This window comes from uncultured Rhodoblastus sp., assembly GCF_903903185.1.
GTDB lineage: Bacteria > Pseudomonadota > Alphaproteobacteria > Rhizobiales > Beijerinckiaceae > Rhodoblastus.
The window spans coordinates 1-23,340 of sequence record NZ_CAIUXT010000224.1 but is presented as its reverse complement, the minus strand read 5'-3'; the positions used below and the strand labels follow the sequence as shown (position 1 = coordinate 23,340).

20 protein-coding genes, 2 tRNA genes and 1 pseudogene are annotated in these 23,340 nt (G+C 62.9%); 17 read left to right on the top strand and 6 right to left on the bottom strand.

The annotated features are described in order from the left end of the window. Positions 1-324, top strand: a pseudogene (locus tag QZY01_RS20215) (hypothetical protein); the annotation flags it as partial. 734 nt (positions 325-1,058) lie between these two features. Then, on the top strand, positions 1,059-2,879 hold the full coding sequence (locus tag QZY01_RS20210) for a Hint domain-containing protein (protein WP_294540784.1): 1,821 nt from the start codon (positions 1,059-1,061) through the stop codon (positions 2,877-2,879). Between the two features lie 33 nt (positions 2,880-2,912). On the opposite strand, the gene QZY01_RS20205 is transcribed toward QZY01_RS20210, so the two are convergent. Then, complete coding sequence (locus tag QZY01_RS20205; protein ID WP_294540782.1) at positions 2,913-4,163, bottom strand: glycosyltransferase family 2 protein; 1,251 nt, start codon at positions 4,161-4,163, stop codon at positions 2,913-2,915. On the opposite strand from QZY01_RS20205, the gene QZY01_RS20200 reads away from it, so the two are divergent. Continuing rightward, positions 4,162-5,724 carry a glycosyltransferase family 39 protein gene (locus QZY01_RS20200; RefSeq protein WP_294540780.1) on the top strand — a complete coding sequence of 521 codons (1,563 nt, stop codon included), beginning with the start codon at positions 4,162-4,164 and terminating at the stop codon, positions 5,722-5,724. The genes QZY01_RS20205 and QZY01_RS20200 overlap by 2 nt on opposite strands. A gap of 138 nt (positions 5,725-5,862) precedes the next feature. Here the strand turns inward: QZY01_RS20200 and QZY01_RS20195 are convergent, their stop codons facing one another. Then, entirely contained in the window at positions 5,863-6,840 is a 978-nt protein-coding gene (locus QZY01_RS20195; protein ID WP_294540779.1) for a PEP-CTERM sorting domain-containing protein, read from the bottom strand. Between the two features lie 419 nt (positions 6,841-7,259). On the opposite strand from QZY01_RS20195, the gene ligA reads away from it, so the two are divergent. Beyond that, complete coding sequence (gene ligA, locus QZY01_RS20190) at positions 7,260-9,356, top strand: NAD-dependent DNA ligase LigA (protein WP_294540777.1); 2,097 nt, start codon at positions 7,260-7,262, stop codon at positions 9,354-9,356. Here the strand turns inward: ligA and QZY01_RS20185 are convergent. Both QZY01_RS20185 and QZY01_RS20180 read right to left on the bottom strand, forming a co-directional pair. Then, positions 9,353-9,910 carry an RES family NAD+ phosphorylase gene (locus QZY01_RS20185; protein ID WP_294540775.1) on the bottom strand — a complete coding sequence of 186 codons (558 nt, stop codon included), beginning with the start codon at positions 9,908-9,910 and terminating at the stop codon, positions 9,353-9,355. The two genes, ligA and QZY01_RS20185, sit on opposite strands and share 4 nt — an antisense overlap. Continuing rightward, positions 9,910-10,248, bottom strand: coding sequence for an antitoxin Xre/MbcA/ParS toxin-binding domain-containing protein (locus QZY01_RS20180; RefSeq protein WP_294540773.1), 339 nt, complete (start codon positions 10,246-10,248; stop codon positions 9,910-9,912). The genes QZY01_RS20185 and QZY01_RS20180 overlap by 1 nt, the downstream gene beginning before the upstream one ends. Before the next feature lie 211 nt (positions 10,249-10,459). Here QZY01_RS20180 and QZY01_RS20175 point away from each other — a divergent pair, with 211 nt between their 5' ends. The 8 genes from QZY01_RS20175 to QZY01_RS20140 all read left to right on the top strand — a co-directional run bounded on the left by QZY01_RS20175 (position 10,460) and on the right by QZY01_RS20140 (position 17,825). Beyond that, positions 10,460-10,912 carry an iron-sulfur cluster assembly scaffold protein gene (locus QZY01_RS20175; protein WP_294540771.1) on the top strand — a complete coding sequence of 151 codons (453 nt, stop codon included), beginning with the start codon at positions 10,460-10,462 and terminating at the stop codon, positions 10,910-10,912. Between the two features lie 174 nt (positions 10,913-11,086). Next, positions 11,087-11,785: a metal-dependent hydrolase gene (locus QZY01_RS20170; protein WP_294540769.1), complete on the top strand. Its 699-nt coding sequence runs from the start codon at positions 11,087-11,089 to the stop codon at positions 11,783-11,785. Between the two features lie 13 nt (positions 11,786-11,798). Next, on the top strand, positions 11,799-12,299 hold the full coding sequence (locus tag QZY01_RS20165; RefSeq protein ID WP_294540767.1) for a DUF3455 domain-containing protein: 501 nt from the start codon (positions 11,799-11,801) through the stop codon (positions 12,297-12,299). A 124-nt stretch (positions 12,300-12,423) separates the two neighbouring features. Continuing rightward, positions 12,424-12,711, top strand: coding sequence for an Asp-tRNA(Asn)/Glu-tRNA(Gln) amidotransferase subunit GatC (gene gatC / locus QZY01_RS20160; RefSeq protein ID WP_294540765.1), 288 nt, complete (start codon positions 12,424-12,426; stop codon positions 12,709-12,711). 48 nt (positions 12,712-12,759) lie between these two features. After that, positions 12,760-14,256, top strand: coding sequence for an Asp-tRNA(Asn)/Glu-tRNA(Gln) amidotransferase subunit GatA (gene gatA, locus QZY01_RS20155; RefSeq protein WP_294540762.1), 1,497 nt, complete (start codon positions 12,760-12,762; stop codon positions 14,254-14,256). Between the two features lie 108 nt (positions 14,257-14,364). Then, positions 14,365-14,739 carry a chorismate mutase gene (locus QZY01_RS20150; RefSeq protein WP_294540760.1) on the top strand — a complete coding sequence of 125 codons (375 nt, stop codon included), beginning with the start codon at positions 14,365-14,367 and terminating at the stop codon, positions 14,737-14,739. A 36-nt stretch (positions 14,740-14,775) separates the two neighbouring features. Beyond that, positions 14,776-16,245 (top strand): Asp-tRNA(Asn)/Glu-tRNA(Gln) amidotransferase subunit GatB, encoded by a 1,470-nt coding sequence (gatB, locus tag QZY01_RS20145; RefSeq protein ID WP_294540758.1) that lies wholly within the window; start codon positions 14,776-14,778, stop codon positions 16,243-16,245. A gap of 620 nt (positions 16,246-16,865) precedes the next feature. Then, complete coding sequence (locus QZY01_RS20140) at positions 16,866-17,825, top strand: hypothetical protein (RefSeq protein WP_294540756.1); 960 nt, start codon at positions 16,866-16,868, stop codon at positions 17,823-17,825. 178 nt (positions 17,826-18,003) lie between these two features. Here the strand turns inward: QZY01_RS20140 and QZY01_RS20135 are convergent, their stop codons facing one another. Both QZY01_RS20135 and QZY01_RS20130 read right to left on the bottom strand, forming a co-directional pair. Beyond that, entirely contained in the window at positions 18,004-18,351 is a 348-nt protein-coding gene (locus tag QZY01_RS20135) for a hypothetical protein (protein ID WP_294540755.1), read from the bottom strand. A 146-nt stretch (positions 18,352-18,497) separates the two neighbouring features. Beyond that, positions 18,498-18,591, bottom strand: a tRNA-Ser gene (locus QZY01_RS20130). A 244-nt stretch (positions 18,592-18,835) separates the two neighbouring features. Between QZY01_RS20130 and QZY01_RS20125 the strand changes: the two genes are divergently transcribed. The 5 genes from QZY01_RS20125 to QZY01_RS20105 all read left to right on the top strand — a co-directional run bounded on the left by QZY01_RS20125 (position 18,836) and on the right by QZY01_RS20105 (position 23,338). Beyond that, entirely contained in the window at positions 18,836-20,635 is a 1,800-nt protein-coding gene (locus tag QZY01_RS20125; protein WP_294540750.1) for an OmpA family protein, read from the top strand. Then, positions 20,632-21,732, top strand: coding sequence for a hypothetical protein (locus tag QZY01_RS20120; protein WP_294540748.1), 1,101 nt, complete (start codon positions 20,632-20,634; stop codon positions 21,730-21,732). Before QZY01_RS20125 ends, QZY01_RS20120 begins: the two co-directional genes overlap by 4 nt. Before the next feature lie 205 nt (positions 21,733-21,937). Continuing rightward, the gene (locus QZY01_RS20115; protein ID WP_294540746.1) at positions 21,938-22,495 is read left to right on the top strand and encodes a cold-shock protein; all 558 of its coding nucleotides are present in this window, start codon (positions 21,938-21,940) and stop codon (positions 22,493-22,495) included. Positions 22,496-22,530: 35 nt separating this feature from the next. Then, the gene (locus tag QZY01_RS20110; protein WP_294540743.1) at positions 22,531-23,055 is read left to right on the top strand and encodes a DUF192 domain-containing protein; all 525 of its coding nucleotides are present in this window, start codon (positions 22,531-22,533) and stop codon (positions 23,053-23,055) included. 206 nt (positions 23,056-23,261) lie between these two features. Then, positions 23,262-23,338, top strand: a tRNA-Pro gene (locus QZY01_RS20105). Positions 23,339-23,340: the final 2 nt, after the last annotated feature.

Here is a 23,340-nt window from a genome sequence, read left to right as displayed (position 1 = left end):
ATCCATGCCGGCGCGCTCGTCAACGGCGCCACGATCCGGCGCGAGCAGGATTTGCCAAATGTATTCACGTACGATCTTGTAGAATTGGCCGACCATTCGCTGATCCTGGCGGAGGGTGTGCCGGCGGAAACATTCGTCGACAATGCTGATCGTGCGGCCTTCGACAATTGGGAGGAGCATCTCGCTCTGTACCCAGAGGGCTGTAGCGTTGCGGAATTGCCGATGCCGCGCGCCAAGGCGCACCGGCAGGCGCCGACGAAGACCCGGGAACGTTTGGCCGCCCGTTCTGCATATATGCTGAACCCTGCTGTCGCCGTCGCCTGAGAGCCTGAAAAAGATCGCCACCTGGCGAGCGACTGACGGAGATCCTGCGGCCGGCGGGTGCTGGTGGGGACGGCGCGCTGTGGCGGCGTATGGAGCGCAGCGCAAAGGCCGCGCTGTCGCGGAATTGCCCCACCCGCGCGTAAAAGCGCAACGCCAGCTTCCGGCTTCGATCCGCCGGGCGCTGGCCGATCGCGCGGCCGCGCTGGGCTTGTCCGAAGCAGCGTAGGCCAAATTCTCAAGGCATTGGTGCGCGGCCGGGTTTCCCCGGGCCGCTTTTTTTTGCTCAATCCTCGCGCCAGACGAACAGCATGCCGAGGTGAATTCACGCCGCGCCAGCGCACGCGCGGGCGTCGTTGGCTTCTGCTTGGTCCGCGTGCGTCGCCGTTGCGTTAATCGAGAACGAGCGCCGCGCTCCATTACGTAAGGGTGGCCTCTATTACGTAATGCAAGACGAAAAATTGCCGTATTAGAGCGTTTTCCAGCGAAGTGGATGCCGGTTCGCGTTAATAAAACGCGTGAAAACAAACAACTAGAGCGCCGATCCGATTCAATCGGATCGGAACAGGCTCTAGATGTTTTCAAAAAAGTTATTCCATTCTCCGCTAATCTGGCTTCAATTACGTTCTTGCAAGGTTGACCGAAAGTAACTATCAGGAGAAGAGGGTATCTTTGCATTCTGGACACGCGACGCCCCATTTGCGTTCGGGCGCGGAAAAATTTTCGGGGAGGCGTTCATGGCGACGAGAACATGGCAGGGCGGAACCGGGGATTGGGAGACCGCCAGCAATTGGCCGGGCGGCGTGGTTCCGGCAGCGGGCGACAAGGTCGTTCTGCCTGCGGGTTCATCCGCCTATACCGTGTCGGTTTCGTCTTATCTGGAAAATCTCTCATCCCTCGACGTGGGTTCCTCGGGGACTAGGATAAACCCGGTCACGCTTCAATTGAATTCAGCCGCCCGCATTTATACGACCGGCGCGATTAATATTTCGGATTCGTCGGTCATCGAAGGCCAGGGCCAGATCCAGGCCAATGGCGGTTTCGCGATCATCTCGAACGACGCCTCAACAAATCCGCAGATCCTCGCGGGAACGGCGTCCTCGGGCGGCACACTCGATGTAAAGGGCGCAATCGCCAATTTTATCGTCGTCGGTTTCGCCAATACAACGATAGCGTCGACGCTGAAGCTCGAGGGCGCGCAGAATCTCAAAACGATCCAGATCGCCTCGTCGACGCAGACGCTGGAACTGGCCGGCGGGTCCAATGTCGCGTTTGCGCTCGCGGTAATCGCGTCCGCGGGCGTAATTCAGGTCGATAAGCTCGCGACATTGACCGCCAGCAACGGTCTCGCTCTTTTTTCGGGCGCCACGCTCGACGTGAGTGGCTCCGCCACGGTCAATGGCGCGGGCGTCTACGCCAACGCCAGCACGATTCAGCTCAACGGGGCGACCCTGACCGTCGGCAATGGCGTCTCGCTGGTTGCGAACTCGCAGCTCACGGGATCGGGGACGCTCATTGGCGACATCTCCGGCGCGGGCTCGATCCTCGCCGCCGCCGGTGGCGCGCTGATCCTGACCAAGGCCGTCGGCAACGACAACGCCAACGTCACGAGCCTGGTGTTGGGCGCCGGGTCGTCGCTGCTCCTGACTTCGACCTCCGGCATTGGCACAAGCACTTTCTCGCCGACGGTCGAATTCGCAGGAGTCGCCACCACCGAGATTTTCCAGGCGGTCAACGAGAGCATCAAAGATATTTACCTCGGAACGATAAAAAGCTTCGGTGGGGGCGACTTCATCAAGCTCGGTTCGTTCGGAGCCGACGACAAGCTCACTTACAATTCGGGCGCCCATACAGTCACGATCTCCGACTCCGGCGGCCATAACAGCCGGACATTCACTTTCGACGGATCGACAGACGTCAGCCAGATCATGTTGGACCAGGCGACGGTGAACGGCGTCCTTGCCGACGTCCTGTCCATCTGCTTCATGGCGGGCACGCGGATCCTTACGCCCGAGGGCGAAGCGCCGGTCGAGACGCTTTCGCGCGGGGATCTGGTGCTGACCGCCGAAGGCCAGGCCCGGCCGGTCTTGTGGGTGGGACGACAGACCATCGCCGCCCGTTTCGTCGACCCCGTCCGCAACTGGCCGATCCGCATCGCGGCCGGCGCGCTGGCGGAAAACGCGCCCTCGCGCGACCTGCTGGTTTCGCCGGAGCACGCCGTGCTGGTCGAAGAGGTGCTGGTGAACGCCGGCGCGCTGGTCAACGGAACCTCCATCCGCCGCGAAAGCGCGGTTCCGGAGTCCTTCGTCTATTACCATGTCGAACTGGAAGAGCACGCGCTGATCCTGGCCGAGAACGTCCCGGCGGAAACGTTTGTCGACAATGTCGATCGCCGGCATTTCGACAATTGGGCCGAACACGAGGCGCTTTATCCCGACGGACGCGGCATCGCCGAGTTGCCCCTGCCGCGCGCAAAAGCGCAACGCCAGCTTCCGGCTTCGATCCGCCAGGCGCTGGCCGTGCGCGCGGCCGCTCTCGGATTGTTCGAGGCGGCGTAAGCCCGCGCGGAGTTCCCCCGGCCGTTTTATTGCTCAGTCCTGGCGCCAGACGAACAGCGAGCTAAGCGTGAAATTCCACACCGCGCCCATCACCACGCCGGCCAGGGCCGAGAGCGAGACCAGCGGATAGAGATTGTAAAGCCAGGCGGCGACGCCGACATTGGCTATCGCGCCAAAGGCGCAAACGGCGTAAAAATAGAGCAGGCCGCGCAGCAACGGCCAAAAACCCTTCAATTGCGCGTCGCGATAGGTGATGACGTTATTGATGAAGAAATTGCTGGTCATGGCCACGGCTACGGCAATGCTTTGCGCCAGCGGGAAGCCGACGCCGGGAACAAGCAGCGCCAGATTGACTGTCGCCAGATGAAGGGCGACGCCGGTCGAGCCGACCAGCGCGAAAAAAATGAAGCGCACCGGAATGCGGCCGCCGCTGGCCTTGTTCAGCAGGAGTCCGAGAAAATCGAGCCCGACCTTGATGTCGAACTTGGATTCACCCGCCTGTCTTTCCCGGAACGTATAGCCAACCTCTTCGATTTTGAGAGGTTTTCGCGCCGAAGCGACAACATCGGCAAGAATTTTAAAGCCCGATGAGGTCAGATGCGGCGCGCATTCCTCGATAATCTCCCGCCGCACCATGAAAAAACCGCTCATCAGGTCGGAAAAATCGGCGTGCAGGGCTTTTTGCGCCAGCCTGTGGGCGAATCGGCTGATGGCGGCGCGGCGCGCCGAAAAACCCTCGTCGGCCGAGCCGCCTTCGACATGGCGGCTGCCGACCACGAGGTCGATGCCTTCGCGCAACCTTTGCAGCATTTGCGGCAGGATTCGCTCGTCATGCTGCAAATCGGCGTCCATCACCGCAACCACCGGCGCCGAAGAAGCGAGCATGCCCTCGATACAGGCGCCCGCGAGGCCGCGTCGGTTAACGCGGCGCAGGCAGCGAATTCGCGGGTCGTCATGGGAAATCTTTTTGGCCAGCGCCGAAGTGCCGTCCGGGCTGTCGTCGTCCACAACGATCATTTCCCATTCCACCCCGGTGAGGGCGGCGTCCACCCGCCGGATCAATTCGCGCAGATTGCCTCTTTCGTTGAAGGTGGGGATGACAAGCGTCAGTTCGGCGGGCAAAGGCAGGGCTTTCTTTTCGGTCTCCATTTCTGCTAGCTGCATTGCGTCGCACAGTCCAGCCAGCCGTTGCGCGGCTTGCAGGAGGCGATCGCGTTCGTTGGCGAGCTTTGGCGCAAAGGGCGCCGGCTGCGCCCCGACAGGATGAAATTCAGGCGATAGCATGGACAGACTTCCACAACAGGGCCAAGGTCGAACGGCGTTTTGCCTCTCGCCGGAGCAAAAAACCCTCGCTCTGATCCTAGGCGCCTCGGCGTTAAGATTTGTTTTCGCGGCGGCGCTCGGTCTTGGCGTCGACGAAGCCTATACCGCCGCCAACGCCCGGGTCCTGGCCTTGAGCACCTTCGACCATCCGCCCCTTGCGTGGTGGCTGACCCATCTTGCCGCCTCGGTTTTTGGCGAAAGCCCGCTGGCTTTGCGCACGCCATTTCTGCTGTTGTCGGCGCTGACTTCGTGGCTGATGTTCCTTCTGACCCGCCGGCTGTTCGGCGCGGAGGCGGGCTTTTACGCGGTGCTGGCGCTGAACCTGTCGCCGGTGCTCGGCCTGACCGACGCCACGTGGATCGTGCCGGACGCGCCGCTGTTGCCGGCCATGCTGGGCTGCGTCTATGCGCTGTCGCGGGTCTTCTTTGAGCCCGGCGCCCGGCGGCTGTGGTGGCTGGCGGCGGGACTATGCGCCGGCCTTGCGATGTTGTCGAAATATCACGGCGTTTTGCTTTTCGCCGGCGCCGGCCTGTTCATGGTCATAAGCCGTCCCCAGCGCTTCTGGCTGGCGACGCCCTGGCCCTATGCGGCGGGGCTTGTCGCTCTTCTCGTGTTCTCGCCGGTTCTGCTGTGGAACGCCGAACATCATTGGGTGTCATTCCTGTTCCAGGGCGGGCGTTCCGGCCAGCCGCAGTTCTCGCTGGTCAAACCGCTGGCCCTGATCGGCCTGCAATCGCTGTATCTGGCGCCGTGGATTTTCCTGCCGCTGGTCGTGTTGTTCTTCCGCGCCCTGTGGCGGGGGCCGGCGCGGGAAAAGGACTTCTTTCTCGCCTGCCTCGCCGCCGCGCCGATTTTGCTGTTCACGCTGGTCGCCTTCTGGTCCAGCAAGCGAGTGCTGCCGCATTGGGTCGCGCCGGGCTATCTGATGCTGTTCCCGCTGCTCGGACGCGAGATCGCCGTCCGTCTCGAGCATGGCGCGCCGTGGCTGCGCCGTGGGCTGGTCGCGGCGACCGTCTTCATGGTGGTTGGCGTCGGCGCGATCTCCGGCTTGCCCTATCTGCCGATCGAGGCCTTGTCGGGCGCCCGCTATCCCCTGTTCGAAATGCTCGACTGGGACGATTTTCCGCGCGCCCTGGCCGAGCGCAACCTGATGGCGCCAAAAACTTTCGTCGCGGCGACGCGCTGGCTCGACGCCGGCAAACTCGATTACGCGCTGCATGGCGCCATGCCGGTGCTTTGCCTGTCCGACGATCCGCGCGGTTTCGGCGTGATCCGCAATCCACGGGATTTCATCGGGTATGACGCGCTGATCGTCGCGGAAAATCTGACGCTGGAAGAGGCGCGGGCGCGTCTTGGGCGACATTTCGACGCCATCGAGCCGCTGCCGCCGATCGATATCCGGCAGGGCGGCCAGCCGACGATCGTGCTGCAAATTTTCAAGGCGACGAATTTCCACGATCCGGCGCCGGAGTTTTCGCTAAGGAAAAAGGAAGTCAGGCCGGACGCCGGCATTCGGCGTTAAAAAATCTCTTCATCCGTCAACCCGCTGAAAGTCGGCGGCGGATCGACGCGCCGGGCCGTTTTTCGCCATCGCGAAACGCTCTCAAAACGACAAGGCCGCCTTGCGGCGGCCTCTCAAAACGTCCATCGGCTTTGGCGATCAGGCGGCGTCGAAAGTCTGGGCTTCCTTGCGGGTTCTGCGATATCCGGCATAGCTGAGGCTGGCGAAACCGAGCAGCATCAAGGCCCAGGTCGAAGGCTCCGGCGCGCTGGCGGTGAGCAGGACGCCCGAAGCCGAGGTGAAGGTCACGCCGCCGGGGAGGCCAAGAGACAGCTTGGCCGTATTCAGGAAGTCAGCCGTTGCGCCGCCGCCGGTGGTCGTATTGAGGATCATGTCAAGGAGCAGGTTTTCTCCGTTGGTGACGTAGAGCTGGCCGTCCCACACAAAGCCGGTAGTCGAGCCCGAAGCCTTGTAGTATTTCCATTGGTCTTGCTGCGACGTCCCCGAAGGGCCCCAACCGTAGATAGGTTGATAACCGCTCCAGCCCTGAAACCCATAGCCGTCACCGCCCCCGTTGAGGGAGGCATGGTAATCGAAAGCACCGCCAAAGGAGAAGGACAGATCGCTGCTGTAACCGCCTGCGCTCGGGCTCACCCCCGTTACGGTCCCGTCGAGCGTGACGCGGACGTCGACGACCGCCGGCGACGCGCCCGTGACGTGGAATGTCACGTAGTCGACCAGTTGGGCCGTCGCGCTCGCAGCAAACCCGCTATTCGTCGAGACGGCCAACACGTGCAGGGAGCCCGAAGGCAGGCTCGCGGAGGACGTGAAGGATTCGCCGGTATTCTGAAGGGACACGCTGCCCGAGGCGGCGCTGAAACCCGGGACGTCCAGCCCGGGACTGAATGTCGCCACGGCTGGGCCCAACTTCGGAAGGGTGAGCCCGGGCGGAGGCGACCACGTGTTTAACGACGGCGAGGCGTATTGAACGAAGTCGTCTTGATTGTAGCTGTTGTACCCTGCATAACCATATATTTCAATCCCCGCGCCCCCGAGCATCGACCCTGCCTGCGCACCTTGCGCCAACAAGGGCATGGCACCCGATGCGACGGCCAAAAATGCTGAAATTTTTTTCATGGCAATATCCTCCCCTAATCGACATCGCCCGGATGGCGCAAAAAATGTGGCATTGCCGTAACGATCCAGATTCTAATACTCAATCAACTCCTAAAACTGCCGCAGGTCAATTTTATGGGCCGAAATATTTTCGGATGGAGGATCACGAATACTTCACAAATAAATTGCTGCAAAGCAACATTCGTTCTTGAAGAAATATCGAATAAATAAATTCATTCAAAGACTTTGCCCGCCTGCGGGGGCCTTCCGGCGAGGGATTTTCCGCGAAAAGGCGCCGGGACGCGATAGGCGGTGCGCGACAATATGTCGCATCGCCGCACCTTCGGCTTGGCAGATTGGCGCGATATTCGGCGTCGGGCAAAAAGGGGCGAGGCTTAAACGGCGTCGCCTAACCGGAAACTTTCCGCTAATTTCGCGCCATGACGACGAAGCGAACCGCACTGGCGCAAGCGCGCGACGAACACGCCCGGCTCGGCGAGGAAATCGCCGCGCATGACCGCGCCTATTATCGGGAGGACGCGCCAAAAATTTCGGACGCCGAATATGACGCCTTGCGCCGGCGCTACGAAGCGCTGGAAGCGCAATTCCCGCAACTCGCGGACGACAAATCGTTGAGCAAAAAAGTCGGCGCGGCCCCTTCGGAGAAATTCGCCAAGATCGTCCATGCCGTCCCGATGCTGTCGCTCGGCAATATTTTTTCCGACGCGGATTTATGGGAATTCCTTGCGCGCGTAAAACGTTTCCTCGGCCTGCAGCCGGAAGCGGAAATCAGATTCACCGCCGAGCCGAAAATCGACGGCCTGTCCTGTTCGCTGCGTTACGAAAAAGGCGTTCTGGTCAGCGCCGCGACGCGCGGCGACGGTTTTGAGGGCGAGGACGTTACCGCCAACGTCGGCGCCATCGGCGACATTCCGCAAAAACTTGAGGGGTCGCCGCCGGAAATTCTCGAAGTGCGCGGCGAAGTCTATATGTCGCATCAAGACTTCGCCGCTTTGAACGAAAGGCAGACGGCGCAGGGCAAGCCGCCTTTCGCCAATCCGCGCAATGCGGCGGCGGGATCGCTGCGCCAGCTCGACCCTGCCGTGACGGCGCAAAGGCCGCTCAAATTCTTCGCCTATGCCTGGGGCGAAGTTTCGCAAATGCCGGCGGACACCCAATGGGGCATGATGCAGGCTTTTCGTTCCTATGGGTTCGCTGTCAATCCCCTGACAGAGGTCTTTGAGAGCGGCGAAAACATGCTGGCGCATTTTCGCGACATCGAAAGCCGGCGCGCCTCTCTGGGCTATGACATCGACGGGGTCGTCTACAAGGTGGACGATCTGGCGCTTCAGCACAGGCTGGGCTTCGTCTCGCGCGCGCCGCGCTGGGCGACGGCGCATAAATTCCCCGCCGAAAAGGCGACCAGCGTATTGCGCGGCATCGAGATCCAGGTCGGGCGCACCGGGGCGCTGACGCCGGTGGCGCGGCTCGATCCGGTCACCGTCGGCGGCGTGGTGGTCTCCAACGCCACTTTGCACAATGAGGACGAGATCGCGCGCAAGGACATCCGTATCGGCGATACCGTGATCGTCCAGCGCGCCGGCGACGTCATACCTCAAATTCTGGGCGCCGTTCTGGAAAAAAGGCCAGAGGGCGCCGAACCCTACAAGATGCCCGATACCTGTCCGGTTTGCGGTTCGGCGGCGCTGCGCGAAATCGACCCCAAGACGGCTGAGGCCGACGTGGTGCGCCGCTGCACCGGAACTTTGGTCTGTCCGGCGCAGGCGGTGGAAAAACTGCGCCATTTCTGCTCTCGCAACGCCCTCGACATCGAGGGGCTCGGCGACAAGCAGATTGCCTTTTTCTATGAGAAGGGCCTGATCCGCAAACTCGCGGATATTTTCACCTTGCAGGAACGCGACAGGGCCAGCCTGACCAAAATCGAAAATTTCGACGGGTTCGGCAAAGTCTCGACGCAAAAGCTGTTCGCCGCCATCGAGGCGCGGCGCGAGATCGTGCTGAACCGTTTCATTTTTGCGCTCGGCATTCGCCATGTCGGCGAAACCAACGCCATAAGGCTGGCGCGCGCCTTCGAGACCTTCGAGTCGCTGCGCGAGACGGCCCGTCGAGCGACGCCGGGCAGCGAGGCGCGCCAGCGGCTCAACGACATTGACGGGATCGGCGACGTCGTCGCCGAGGCCGTCGCCGACTTTTTCCTCGAAGACCATAACGAACAGGCGCTCGACGCTCTGCTGGCGCAGGTGCGGATCGCGCCGATGGCGGCGGTCCGAAGCGAAAGTCCGGTCGCGGGCAAGACCGTGGTGTTCACCGGCGCGCTGCAAAGAATGACCCGCGACGAGGCCAAGGCCATGGCGGAAAGGCAAGGCGCCAAGGTTTCCGGCTCGATTTCGAAAAAGACCGACCTGTTGATCGCCGGCGCCGACGCCGGTTCGAAACTCGCCAAGGCGCGCGAACTCGGCGTCGAGACCATCGACGAGGACGCCTGGCTGGCGCTCGTTGGCGGAACGGGGGGTTAGACGCGCGCCGTTTTGCGCCAGGCGTCCCATGACAGGGCTTCGTTCGGCTTTTTCGCTATTTCGACCTTGTCCGGCGCGATTTGATCGGTGAACAGAATCAGATTCTGGCAGTTCCAGCGGGCGCTCTGCGCGATCATTCCGTCGAAGCCGAGAAAACAGGCGGCGTCGGCGATGGCCTGGGTTGCGGAATAATCGCGTTCCCGATAGCGCGCGGCGTCAACACCGAAACGTCCGAGCGACGACAGATCGGCGAAAACAAGGCTGCGTTCGGTTGTGGCTTTGAGTTGGTAATCGAACCAGCGCGGTTTTGAAGGAAAAACCGGTTGCATCGTGAGGAAGGCGTAAATTTCGGCGATCGCCCCGTTGCGTTCCATCGATGTGTAGAGAACGTCGCAGGCGCCGTCGCACCAGCGGCTTCGCGAGGCGGCGCCGAGCAGCGGGTCGCGACCGTCGCGCACCACCCGCCAAATGGGACCGTCGAATTTTTCTCTGGCGCATTTGTCGATCGCGTCGAGAAGATTTAGGTCGCGGGCGCGGCGCGAAATGTCCGGCACTAGCTATAAGCGCCCGTATCCAGACCCTCGATGACGGCGAGCACGTCTTCGGTGCGCCCGCCGTTGATCAGATCGATCGCGCGCTCGTTGTTCAGCATCGGATGTTTGGCGTGAAGCCAGAGCCGCGTTTCGTCGGGCGTATAAAAGTCGCCGAGCCGGTCCACCACATAGCGCAATTCGGCGATGATGGTTTGGGTGTGGAGGTCCGGCGACGCCTTGCCATTCGACCAGCGCGAAACCGTCGCGGGCGAAACGGCGACGATATTGGCGATGTCCTTGCCTTGAAGGCCTCCGTCCTCTTTCAGACGATCGAGAATTCTGCTGACTGCCGTGGACATTTAAGGGCCTCAAGGATCGGATAAGGCGTTCGCGGGAAATGCAACGCTTCCTGGCGCTTGATTGAGCTGCAAATATTGCATTTGGATTTCAATAAATCAATCTATGAAATTATTTTGCAATTTGCAGGCGTGGTCGTCCGAGGGGCGGTTGCAAGACAGCGACAGGCCCTCTATCTGAATTGAGCGCCGCAACGGCGTGGGCTGAGAAAAAATGCTCGACGAAATCTACAATCGCAAAATTCTGGAACTCGCGGCCAATATCCCGCGTCTCGGACGGCTGGCCGCGCCCCAGGCCAGCGCCAGCGCCCATTCGCGGCTGTGCGGTTCGAGCGTCACCATCGATCTCGTGGTCGAGGGCGGGCGCGTCGCCGATTTCGCCCAGGAGGTCAAGGCCTGCGCGCTCGGGCAGACGTCCTGTTCGGTGATGGGGCGGGAGATCGTCGGCGCGACGCCGCCCGAGCTGCGCGCCGCGCGCGAGGCCTTGCGCAAGATGCTCAAGGAAAACGGGCCGCCGCCGCAGGGCCGATTCAAGGACGTCGGCGTTCTGACGCCAGCGCGCGATTACAAGGCCCGCCATGCCTCGATCCTGCTGGTTTTCGACGCCGTGGCCGAGGCGCTCGACAAAATCGAGCAAGGCGCCAGGGTTGCGCCAGCGAGCCCGTGAAATCGGCCCAATGCGCTGTCGCCGAAAAAGTCATAGGGTCATGCAAGCGGCGAATGGCGCCAACCATTCAACCGATGATACAAGCGCCATCCGGGGGCCGCACCGGACGATGTCGTCAAAATCCTGTTGCCGGATCGGCTAAACCCAAGAATCTCACCTGATGGAAGTCACGTCATGAAAATAACCTGGCTCGGCCATTCTGCCTTTCGCATCGATCTGCCCGGCGCTGCGGTGCTGATCGACCCCTTTCTGACCGGCAATCCGAAATTCACCGGCTCGCTCGACTCGGTTTCGCAAGGCGTCACCCATATCGTGCTGACCCACGGACATGACGATCACATCGGCGACACATTGGCGATCGCGCAAAAGACCGGCGCGCAGATCGTCGGCAATTTCGAGGTCTGCATGTTCCTGCACGACCAGGGGGCGGAAAACATCAATCCCGGCAATACCGGGGGTAAAATTCCCTGCGGCGCCTTCGATGTCGCCCTGACCCCGGCGCTTCATTCCTCATCGACCACGCGGGACGGCCAGTCGATCGATCTTGGCAGTCCCAATGGCGTGGTCATCCTGCCGAAACAGGGGCCGAGACTCTATCATTTCGGCGACACCGCGATTTTTTCCGACATGGCGCTGATCCAGGAGCTTTACCAGCCGCAAATCGGGCTTGTTCCGGTCGGCGACCGCTTCACCATGGACGGTGCGGCCGCAGCGCTGGCGACGAAACGCTATTTCACCTTCAGCGACGTGATTCCCATGCATTACGGCACTTTTCCGATCATCGACCCGACGCCGGCGGCCTTTGTCGCCGCCATGCAGGGGGCGGCGACGAAAGTGCGCGTTTTGGGAATCGGCGAGGCCGCTTCCTTTTGACGAGGCAAAAAACATGCGTGTGAAACCCTCGATGCTGGGCGCCATCGCGGCGACGGTTCTGGCAGGGGCCAGCGCCGGCGCGCAAGATTTGCCGCAGCCGCTGCTTGCGCCGGGCCTGACGCCCTATCTCACGTTGCAGGCGGTCGGCGCGCAGATTTATCAATGCAAGGGCGGTGTGAACGTCAGGCCGGTCTGGACCTTTCGCGAGCCGACGGCGACGTTGTTGCGCGACGGCGCAAGCGTGGGGCAGCATTTCGCCGGTCCGAGCTGGCGGCTGAGTGACGGCGGGCTCTTGCAGGGCAAGCCGGTCGGCAAGGCGCCGGGCGCCACCCCGGCCGATGCGCCCTGGCTCAAGCTGGAGGCGACGATTCACGAGGGGCAGGGGCTATTGAGCGAAGCGGTCGCCATCCAGCGCCTCCATACGACTGGCGGCGCGCTGGAAGGCGCCTGCGAAGTCGAGGGCGCGTTGCGCGCCATTCCCTATTCCGCCGATTATGTCTTCCTGAAAAAGTGAGCCCGTAATTCCGGGCGGGCGCCGCCGAGCGGAATTCAGGCGTCCCCGTCTGGAATCATTGCGCCGGGGGGCAGCCTTCTGTATAGGCTGCGCAACTTTGTCTTTAGCCAATCATGGAGCCTTCATGTCGGTCGATCTGGCGACGGTGCGGCGTATCGCCCACCTCGCGCGCATCAGCGTGAGCGAGGCGGAAGCGCCCTATCTGCAAAGCGAGATCAACGCCATCCTCAGCTTTGTCGAAGAGTTGAGCGCGGTCGATGTCGAGGGAGTCGAGCCGATGACCTCGGTCTTGCCGATGCGCATGAAAAAGCGCGCCGACGAGATCACCGATGGTTTTATCCCGGAAAAAGTCCTCGCCAATGCGCCCGCCCGCGAGGATGGCTTTTTCGTCGTGCCGAAAGTGATCGAGTAAACTCTTAAATCGCATCGCCCGGAAATTTTTTTTTCAGAGTGCCCCCGCATGACCGACCTGACCCGCCTCACGCTCGCCGAAGCGCGCGATAAACTCGCCGCCCGGGAAATTTCGGCGGTCGAACTGAACCAGTGTTTTGTCGACGCCATCGCGCGGGCCACGAGCCTCAACGCTTTCATTGTCGAGACGCCGGAGAAGGCGCTGGCGCAGGCCAGGGCGAGCGACGAAAAAATCGCCAAAGGCGAAGCGCGACCGCTCGAGGGCATTCCGCTCGGCATCAAGGATCTCTATGCCACCGAGGGCGTGCAGACGACCGCTGCCAGCCATATCCTCGAAGGCTTCATTCCGCCCTACGAATCAGCGGTCACCGCCAATCTGTGGCGCGACGGCGCGACGATGCTGGGAAAACTCAATCTCGACGAATTCGCCATGGGCTCGTCAAACGAAACTTCCTATTTCGGTCCGGTGGTCTCGCCCTGGCGGCGCAAGGCGGCCGATGGCCGGATTTCGGACGCCAAGATCGTGCCCGGCGGCTCTTCGGGCGGTTCGGCGGCGGCGGTGGCGGCGCGGCTCTGCCTCGGCGCCACGGCGACCGACACGGGAGGATCGATCCGCCAGCCCGCCGCCTTTACAGGGACTGTTGGCATCAAGCCGACCTATGGCCGCTGCTCGCGCTGGGGCGTCGTCGCCTTCGCCTCGTCGCTCGACCAGGCAGGCCCCATCGCCAAAACCGTGCGCGACGCCGCGATCCTGCTGCGCTCGATGGCCGGGCACGATCCAAGGGACACGACCAGCGTCGATGTCCCGGTGCCCGATTACGAGCAAGCCGTCGACGCCTCGATCCGGGGCAAGGTGATCGGCATCCCCAGGGAATACCGGCTCGACGGCCTGTCGGAGGAAATCGTCGCCTTGTGGGAGCAGGGGATCGCCTGGCTGCGCGAGGCGGGGGCCGAAATCCGCGATATTTCGCTTCCACACACCCGTCACGCCTTGCCAGCCTATTATATTGTCGCGCCGGCGGAGGCCTCCTCCAATCTCGCGCGCTACGACGGGGTGCGCTATGGCCTGCGCCGAACCGGCAAGGACATCGCCGATCTCTACGAGAAAACCCGCGCCGAGGGTTTCGGCAAGGAAGTGCGCCGGCGCATCATGATCGGAACCTATGTGCTCTCCGCCGGCTATTACGATGCTTATTACTTGCGCGCGCAGAAAATCCGCACCCTGATCAAACGCGATTTCGACCTCGCCTATGCGTCGGGCGTCGATGCGATCCTGACGCCGGCGACGCCTTCGCCGGCTTTCGCGCTCGGCGAAAAAGGCTCCGCGGATCCGGTCGAAATGTATCTCAACGACGTTTTCACCGTGACCGTCAACATGGCCGGACTTCCGGGCCTGGTGGTTCCCGGCGGCCTGTCCGCCGACGGTCTGCCGCTCGGGCTGCAACTGATCGGGCGCCCATTCGAGGAAGAGACCCTGTTCTCGCTCGGCCAGGCGCTCGAACGAGCGGCGCCGGCGATTCTGCTGCCGGAAAGCTGGTGGCATTGAAGCTGGCTGCATTGAAGCTGGTTGCATTGAAGTTGGTTGCATTGAAGTTGGTTGCATTGACTTGGGCGAGGTTCGAGCCATGTTGACGTTCGGGAGTTTGATCGGGCGATGAGCGAGACAGGCGACAAGGGCGGAGGTTCCCAGGGCGGGGCGCATTTGCAACCGAATGCGGAAATGGCCGCGCTGCGCCTGCGCATCGACGCGCTCGACGAGGCTCTGGTGGGGATTCTTGCGCAGCGCCAGCGACAGATCGAACAGGCGGCGGCGATCAAGACGCAAATCGGCTGGCCGGCGCGCATCCCGCCCAGGGTGGACGAGGTTCTGGCCCGCGTCCTCACGGAGGCCGGGCGCCAGAATCTCGACGCGGAACTGGCGCAAAAGCTCTGGACCGCGATCATCGAATGGTCGATCGCCTATGAGGAGCGGCTGATGAATGCCTCGAAAACGCAGGCGAATGCAGGCGCGCCCCGCGAAGGACAGTAAGAACGCGCCCCGCGCGGGCGAGGAAACGGGAAATCGATGAACACGCAAGCTCCTCCTTCCAAATTGATCGCGGGCGCGACCGGCGATTGGGAAGTCGTCATCGGCCTCGAAATCCACGCCCAGGTGACGAGCAAGTCGAAATTGTTTTCCGGCGCCTCGACCGAATTCGGCGGCGCGCCGAACAGCCATGTGTCCCTGGTTGACGCCGCCATGCCCGGCATGTTGCCGGTGATCAACGCGGAATGCGTCGCCCAGGCGATCCGCACCGGCCTCGGGCTCAAGGCGCAGATCAATCTGCGCTCGGTGTTCGACCGCAAGAATTATTTCTATCCCGATCTGCCGCAGGGGTATCAGATCAGCCAGTACAAGGATCCGATTGTCGGCGAAGGCGTGGTGCTGGTCGATCTGTCGCCGACCGAGCAGATTTCGGTCGGCGTCGAGCGCCTGCATCTCGAACAGGACGCCGGCAAATCGCTGCACGATCTCGGCGCCAACGATTCCCATGTCGATCTCAACCGTTCCGGCGTCGCGCTGATGGAAATCGTATCCAGGCCCGACATGCGTTCGGGCGAGGAGGCGCGCGCCTACGTCACCAAATTGCGCACCATCCTGCGCTATCTGGGAACCTGCGACGGCAACATGGAGCAGGGATCGTTGCGCGCCGACGTCAACGTGTCGGTGCGCCGCTTGGGCGAGTCGCTCGGCACGCGCTGCGAGATCAAGAACGTCAATTCCATCCGCTTCATCGGCCAGGCGATCGATGTCGAGGCGCGCCGACAGATCGGCATATTGGAAGACGGCGGCAAGATCGCGCAGGAGACGCGGCTCTACGATCCGGCCAAGGGCGAGACCCGTTCGATGCGCTCCAAGGAAGAAGCGCATGACTATCGCTATTTCCCCGATCCCGATCTGCTGCCGCTCGAATTCGAGCAGGCTTACGTCGACGAACTGGCGTCGCATCTGCCGGAACTTCCGGACGAGAAAAAGGCGCGGTTCGTGGCGCAATATGGCCTGTCGCCCTATGACGCCGGGGTGCTGGTGCTGGAGCGCGCTTCCGCCGATTATTTCGAGGAAGCGGCGAAGGGCCGCGACGCCAAACTCGTCGCCAACTGGGTGATCAACGAATTGTTCGGCCGTCTCAACAAGGAAGGCCGGAACATCGAAACCTCGCCGGTCTCCGCAGTTCAGATCGGCGGCATTGTCGATCTCATCGCCAGCAATGTCATTTCCGGAAAACTCGCCAAGGACCTGTTCGAAATCGTCTGGACCGAGGGCGGCGATCCGGCGCAGATCGTCGAGACGCGCGGCATGAGACAGGTCACGGATTCGACCGCGATCGAGAAGGCGGTGGACGAGATCATCGCCGCCAATCCCGACAAGGTCGCACAAGCATTGGCCAAGCCGACCATGCTCGGCTGGTTCGTCGGACAGGTGATGAAGGGGACTGGCGGCAAGGCCAATCCGCAGGCGGTCAATGAAATTCTGAAAAGCAAACTCGGAATCTGATTCGGCGCCTGACGCGGCGACAACGCCACATTTCAAACACGCGCTCCCAAATTGGAGCGCGTTTTTTTACCTTGTCAAAAATTTTTTTTGTGCGTTTTTTTCGCGATGGCCTCGGGGTCGAAAAGGGTGCGCGGCCATTTGGCGCGCGCCACGCGCGGCGCCTTGCGCGGCAATGGGGCGTTGCGATTATGCGAGCGGCGCCAGCACATTTTTCGTCGGCGCGTAACCGCCGAACGCTTTTGCCCGGCGCCCCGGGACCGGCACTGCTGTTGACAATTAAGTGTATGATTTAATTGGATTTTTTGTGACTTTTTAAGGCCGTTTCAAGGCGTGGCGCGGGCGCGCCGCCAGGGCGCGCGAACCAACCGGCGAAGGGTCTGCAAATCGGGGCGAATTGCTTCGGTTTTGCTTTGGCGCGGGAAGGCGGCGGCGCCGGCGGATCGGTTTTTCGCCGCCGGCGCACAGGTTGGGAGGCCCGATTATGTGGCGCGCGCGGGCGGTTTCGCGCGTCGGAGCCGCGATGTCGGCGCCGACGCTCTCTTGCAAGAGTTATGAACAGGATTACGCTGTTTTCTCCCATCACCGGCATCCAACGCGCCGGCCACGCAAAGGGGGAAGAAATGGCGCAAGCACCCGCGAAGAAAAAATCCGCCGCATCGAAAAAAACGGCGAAGAAATCCGACGTCGCCGCTCTCGAAAAGAAGCCGGGCGCCGCCACGCTGAAGGTTGAAAAGTCGAAGCCTTCGACGAGGACCGCCGCCGGAAAGACGGCGGCGAAAAAAGAGACGGCGGCCAAGAAATCCGACTCCAAAAAATCGGGTGCGAAGAAATCCGCGGAAAAGAAACCCGTCGAGAAGAAGTCGGTCAAGCAGGCAGTGGCGAAGAAGCCCGCCGCCAAAACGGTCGCCAAGTCCGCTGGAAAAACCGCCGCCAAGCCCGCCGCCAAAACCGCGTCCAAGACCGCGGCCAAGACCTCCGCCAAGACCTCCGCCAAGACCGCCGTCAAAACGGTCGCCAAGTCCGCTGGAAAAACCGCCGCCAAATCCTCTGCCAAGACGCCGGCCAAGACCCCAACCAAAAATGGCGCCAAAACGGTCGCCAAGACGGCGGCCAAGGCCGCAGCCAAAAAGCCTGCCGCCAAAGTGGCCGCTGCAAAAAAGTCAGCGGTCAAGGCGCCGGCTAAAAAGCCCGTCGCCAAGAAGGCCGAAACAAAAAAGGCCGCCGCTAAAAAGCCGGTCGAAAGGGCCGTTGCGAAAAAGCCTGCCGCCAAGTCCAAATTGCCGGCGACGAAAAAGGCTGGCGCTGGCAAGGCCAAGGCGCCGGCCAAAGCCGCGGCCAAACCCGCGGCGAAGAAAGCCGCCGCCAAACCGGTCGCCAAGCCATCGGCGCGCACAGCCGCCGCTTCGCGCCGCGTGACCAAAAAGGTTGCGGCGCCGGTCGCGCCGGCGCCCGCTGCGGTGGAAAAGCCAAAGACCAGAAAAAAGCCTGTGCGCAAGCCGAAAGTCGCTCCGGTCGCCGAAATCCCGCCGGCCGCGCCGGAAGCGCCGCCGGCTGTCGTCGTCCCGGACGGGGAGAGCTGATACGCGCGTGCGCCCTTGGCAAAGTCTTGGCGGAGCGCCCTTTGGGCGCGTTGTCGCTTCTCCGGTCCGCAAGCATTTTCGATCATGTTCCCGAAAGGTGGCGGCGTTTTCGGAAAGGAACGTGAGTCGATCAGAAGGCTCGGGGCATCTTGATGTTTCCTCGAGTGGTGCAGATGCGTTAACGCGCGAGACATTTTTGGGCGAAGCTGCGCCAGACCAGTCCGGCGCTCTTGCCGGCCATTTTCAGGGCGCGCCATTCCTCGCCGCACTGGCGCATTTGCTGGCGTGAGGCTGCCGGCAGGTTGAACGGCGCGAGCGTGTCGATATCGACATTGACGGGCAGCCGTCCGCCCGGCGCTTCAGGGGGTTGTGTCGCGGCGGGGGCTGAGGCGGGTGGTTGCGGGGCGACCTTGGCGGTGGTCGGCGCGCTGAATTCCGGAGGCCGGCGCGGCGGCAGCGGCGCGCCGACCGCAACGCCGGCGAGAGCCAGTTCCGCGCCGATGAACAAGAGTCGGCGCTGCTTCATCCGGCAAGCGGTTTTTGTCGAAGACTTCGCCTGGAAAAGGCCGAAACCGGCGCGCAACATGTCGCCTCGCGAAAAAGCCCGGCCCGCAAACCCCAAGGAAACCAAGTAACCAAAAAACCGGATGCGCATTCTCATTTTTGCGAGCCTGGCGGAGACGGAGGGATTCGAACCCTCGATAGGGCTTTACAACCCTATAACGGTTTAGCAAACCGCCGCCTTCAGCCTCTCGGCCACGTCTCCGGCTCGCGCGCCCCGGCGCGGCGCGAGGCCGCAGCGGACCGCGTAATTTCGACATATGCCCGAGCCGGACCCGATTGGCAAGTATTTCGGACGACCCTATTTCGGATGGTCATTTCGCGCGCCGGGCGCGCGTCCGACGGCGCAAATATTCCGGCGCAAGTATCCCTGCGCCGGTTCAATGGTTGCTGGCGCCGGGGCGGAGGCGCGGCTAAGCTCTGTGCAGCGTTTGGCGCGAGGGATCTCTATGTGCCTGCCGGGAAAATGGTGGATCGGCCTGCTGCCGCTGCTGGCGCTTTGGCTTGCGCTCAACCGGATGGAGACGGGTCGCATCGAGGCCGCGGTCGCCGCCCAGGCCGACGCCGCGCTGGCGCAAGTCTCGGGGGAGCGGGGTTTTTCGGCGGCCGCCGGACGCGATGTCAGCCTCAATGGCTGGATTTTCGGCGAGCCGGAGCGCCGGAATGCTTTGGCGACGGCCGCCGCCGCTTCGGGCGTCCGGGTGGTCGAAGACGGCCTGAGCGAGCCGCCGACGCAAGATCCTTATCTCTGGCGGGCCGCGCGGGAAGGCGGCATGGTGATTCTTTCCGGCGCCGCGCCCTCGCCGGGGGAGCGCGCGGCCGTTGTTGCGGCGGCGAGCGAGGCGATCCAGGGGGCGCGAATCATCGACCAGATGAGCTATTTTTCCGGCGCCGCGAAAAATTTCACCGCCCAGGCGCGGGCCGGCCTTCAGCTTCTGGCGCATCTGTCCACCGGCTCGGTTCAATTGCGCGGTGGCGAACTGATTTTGTCGGGGCGCGCATCGAGCGGCGCGGAATATCGGGCGGCGGTCGCGCAGGCGCAGTCGCCGCCCGAGGGCGTGACTTCGGTCAAGGCCGATCTGTCGCCGCCGGAAGCCGGGGCCTGGGTCTTCGAGGCCGTAAAAGGCGCCCGTTACCTCAATCTCTCCGGCGTCGTCGGCTCGCAGGCAGAGCATACGGCGCTGCTGGCCGAGGCTGCGAAGCTCTTTCCCGATCTGGCGCCCGTCGACAGCGTGCGAATCGTTCCCGGCGCGCCGGCCCGGTTCGGATTCAACGCCGCCTATGTCCTGCGGGCGCTGGCGCAATTGAAGAGCGGCAAGGCGTCGCTCGTCGACGATGTGGCGACCTTGTCGGGACAGGCGCGCGCCGGGATGGACGCGATGTCGGTTGTGGAGGCCATCGGCGCCGCCCAGGGCGTGACCCTCGACGCCAAGGGGGTGCAACCGGGGGAAGAGCCTGTCGACGCCATGGCGGCGCGCAAGACCGAGGCGGCGCTTATCCTGACCGGCTTTTACGCCGACGACGCGGCGCATGAAAAAATCCTCGGCGCGGCGCGGGCGCTTTTTCCCGGCCTTGTCGTGACCGACGAAATGCAGCCTGGCGCGGGGGCGGGAAAATCTTTCCTGGCGGCGGCGCTTGCCGGACTCGGGCAATTGGCTCGGCTGCATGTCGGCAGGTTCGGCCTGCATGACCAGACGGCTTCGCTGAGCGGCGACGCCGGCAGGGCGGAAACCGCCGAGGAGGTCAAGACCGCCTTCATCGCCGCGATGCCGGACGGCTTTTCAGTCGAGACCAATGTCACCGGCGCCGCGCGCGAAGCGCCGCAGCCCTTCCCGCTCTCCGTTCCGCCCTCGGTCCCGCTCGCAGCCGCTCCTTTGGCCTCGGCGGCGCTCGATCCGCAGTCCTGCCAAAGCAGACTGATGGAGACGGTCGGTGCGGCGCCGCTGCGCTTCGACTATCGCAGCGCGCGTTTGCGGCCGGAATCCTCCGCCGTCATCGAGGCTTTGGCCGCTGTCGCCCGCACCTGCCCGGCGGCGTCTTTCGAACTGATCGCAACGGCGCAGGATTACATCCACATCCAGTATAACCGGAATCTGTCGCGCCGCCGCGCCGAGACGGTCGCCGCCGCCTTGGCGGCGGCGGGAATCGACGCGCGTCGATTCACGCCGCGCAAGCCGGAGGAGGAACGGGAACTGGAACGGGCGAAAATCGGCGGCGTCGAATTCATCGCGAAGGGAGGGCGGCCTTGATGCTTTATCTTGTGCAAGCGCTCTCCGCATGGCTGACGGTCGCCGTCGGCCTCGGCCTGACCATCGGCTTTTTCAGCTGGCAAGCCGGTGGCGAAAATGAAAAGCCGGCCTCCCTGGCAGGCTTTTTTATCTACGTCGCGCCGCTCGCCGTCGGCGCGACCGTCGCGTGGCTGCGTCTGCTGCCCGGCCGCCAAGGACTTTGGCTGGAAACGGCGTTGCTGCTGCTGCTCGCCTATCTGATGGGCTGCGGGCTCGGATGCGCGTCGCGCGGCATGTTCGGCGGCGTTCGAGCGAAGGCAGAACCCGCGCCGCCGGCGGGGGCGCAGGCGGATACGGCGGCGTCAAGCGCGCCCGCCGGGGAAACGGGTTTGGAGCGGCGCACCCCGCCGGCATTGGCCGGCGAAGCCGAGGCTCTGGCGCCGGAAGTTCTCGCCGATCGGCAAGCCGAAACCGATGCGCCGCCGCCGGCTTTTGCTCCTTCTCCCGAGCGTGCGGAGGAGGACGACGATCTTCGGCTGATCCGGGGGGTGAACGAGGACGTCGCGCGGCGGTTGCGCGATCTGGGCTTCCGGCGTTTCGCTCAGATCGCGGCCTTGACGCCGACGCAGCGGCAATGGATCGGCGAAGAGTTCCGCTCCATTGGACCTCATGCCTTGCGTTTCCTGATCGCCCAGGCGCGCCTGCTGGCGGGCGGCGTCGAACCGGAATTCGCTCGCGCCCTGCGCAGGGACGAGGCGCGCCGCGAATCATCGGAAGCGCCGCTCGACGAGGCCGCCGCCGAAAAATTGCTCGCCGCCTTGCCGCAACCGATCGCGCCGCTCGCCAGGGACGAGATTTACGCCGGGCTGCGGCCGCTGGCCCTGCTGCTGCCGCCCTATGGCGACAGGGACGACCTGCGCCAGATTCGGGGCGTCGACGCGGCGACCGCGCAAGGGCTCAATACTTTGGGCGTGTGGACCCATCGTCAGATCGCGCGCTGGTCCCATGACAACGCCCTCTGGATAAGCTCCTATCTTGCCGCTCCAGGGCGGGTCGAAGACGAGAACTGGATCGCCCAGGCGCGCGAACTGGCCGAGATGGGCGACGTCTCGCCCTGACGCCGGCAAAAATTCATGTGTGCGACTCGCCGGCGCGCAAAAAATCGGCTTTTAACGGCCAAGTCGAATGCTATTCTTGAAAGAGTGATTCTCCTGCCTTCCGTGCGGATGATTCGGGGCGCGCGCAATGTCCCGGTTCACGGCGCTGGCAGGCGTCATAGTAATTTCGGGAGCCGATTCATTGGGCGCCAAGGAACCTGTGGGCATGGAGCAAGGCCAGGGCCTCGAATTCGCGGCGGATCCCGCCGCTGAAATCATCGAAATCCGTGGGCGCGTCAAATGGTTCGACATGGCCAAGGGGTTTGGCTTCATCGTGCCCGACAATGGCCTCGCCGATGTTCTGCTTCACGTCACCGTGTTGCGACGCGACGGCTATCAGGCGGCGCCGGAAGGCGCCGAGGTGGTTTGCCAGGCGCAAAACCGCTCGCGCGGCCTCCAGGTCTTCCGCATCCTGTCGATGGATGAGTCGACCGCCGTTCATCCGGCGCAATTGCCGATGGCGCGCACCCATCATGTGGTGGAGGCGATCGGCGGCTTCGAGATCGTCGTGGTGAAATGGTTCAATCGCGTCAAGGGATTCGGTTTTTTGACGCGCGGCGAGGGCACCGAGGATATTTTCGTTCACATGGAGACGCTGCGCCGCTATGGAATAGCCGATCTCAAGCCCGGCGACTCGCTGCTGGCGCGGTTCGGCCCCGGTTCCAAGGGCCTGATGGCGGCGGAAGTGCGACCGCTTGAAACAAGGCTGCCGAGCGCCCATTGACGGTTTTCCGCAGTGAGCCGGCGCCAGGAGTTTTTATGGTGCGTTTTTTGATGTCGCGTTGTTCGGGTATTGCCTTCGGCCTGCTTGCTTTGGCTTCGGTGTTGGCTCTGCCGTCCGGTCCCCTGAATCTCTCTCGCGCCTTTGCTCTGGAGGCGGGCGCGGCCTCGGCTCTCGAACAGCTGAATTTGGTCACCGACGCCAAAGGCGCCCATCCGGTCGATCATGTCCTGCAGGTCGAGGTGATGGGCGATGAAGCGGGCCGCGAGCAGGGGCTGATGAATCGACGCTATCTGCCGGCGGATCGAGGCATGCTGTTCGATTTTCACACCGAGCAGCCCGTGCTGATGTGGATGAAAAACACTTATATTCCGCTCGACATGGTGTTTATATCGCGCGCTGGCGTGGTCACCCATATCGCCGAGAACGCCGAGCCGCTGTCGGAAGCGATCATTTCCTCGAATGGCCCGGTCTATGCGGTGCTGGAGGTCAATGCCGGCTACGCCCGCAAAATCGGCCTCAAAAAGGGCGACGTCGTTCGCCACCCGGCCTTCAAAAATTGACATTCAGTTTCCATGATCGCGACCAGTCGCGATCATGGAATCCCTCGCACAAGCCAAAAAGAGCGTCGAAAGGACGCCCGTCTGACGACGGGCTTCCGGTCGCATTCGCTCCTAACCCGCTTTCACAGGTTGTCACCTTTGAAAGCGGTAAATCCTCCAGCTTGTCGGCGGGCGCCGGCCATGCTAGCCAATGGTCACGGCGCTTTCGGGGTATAGCGCAGCCTGGTAGCGCGGAAGTTTTGGGTACTTCAGGTCGCAGGTTCGAATCCTGCTGCCCCGACCATT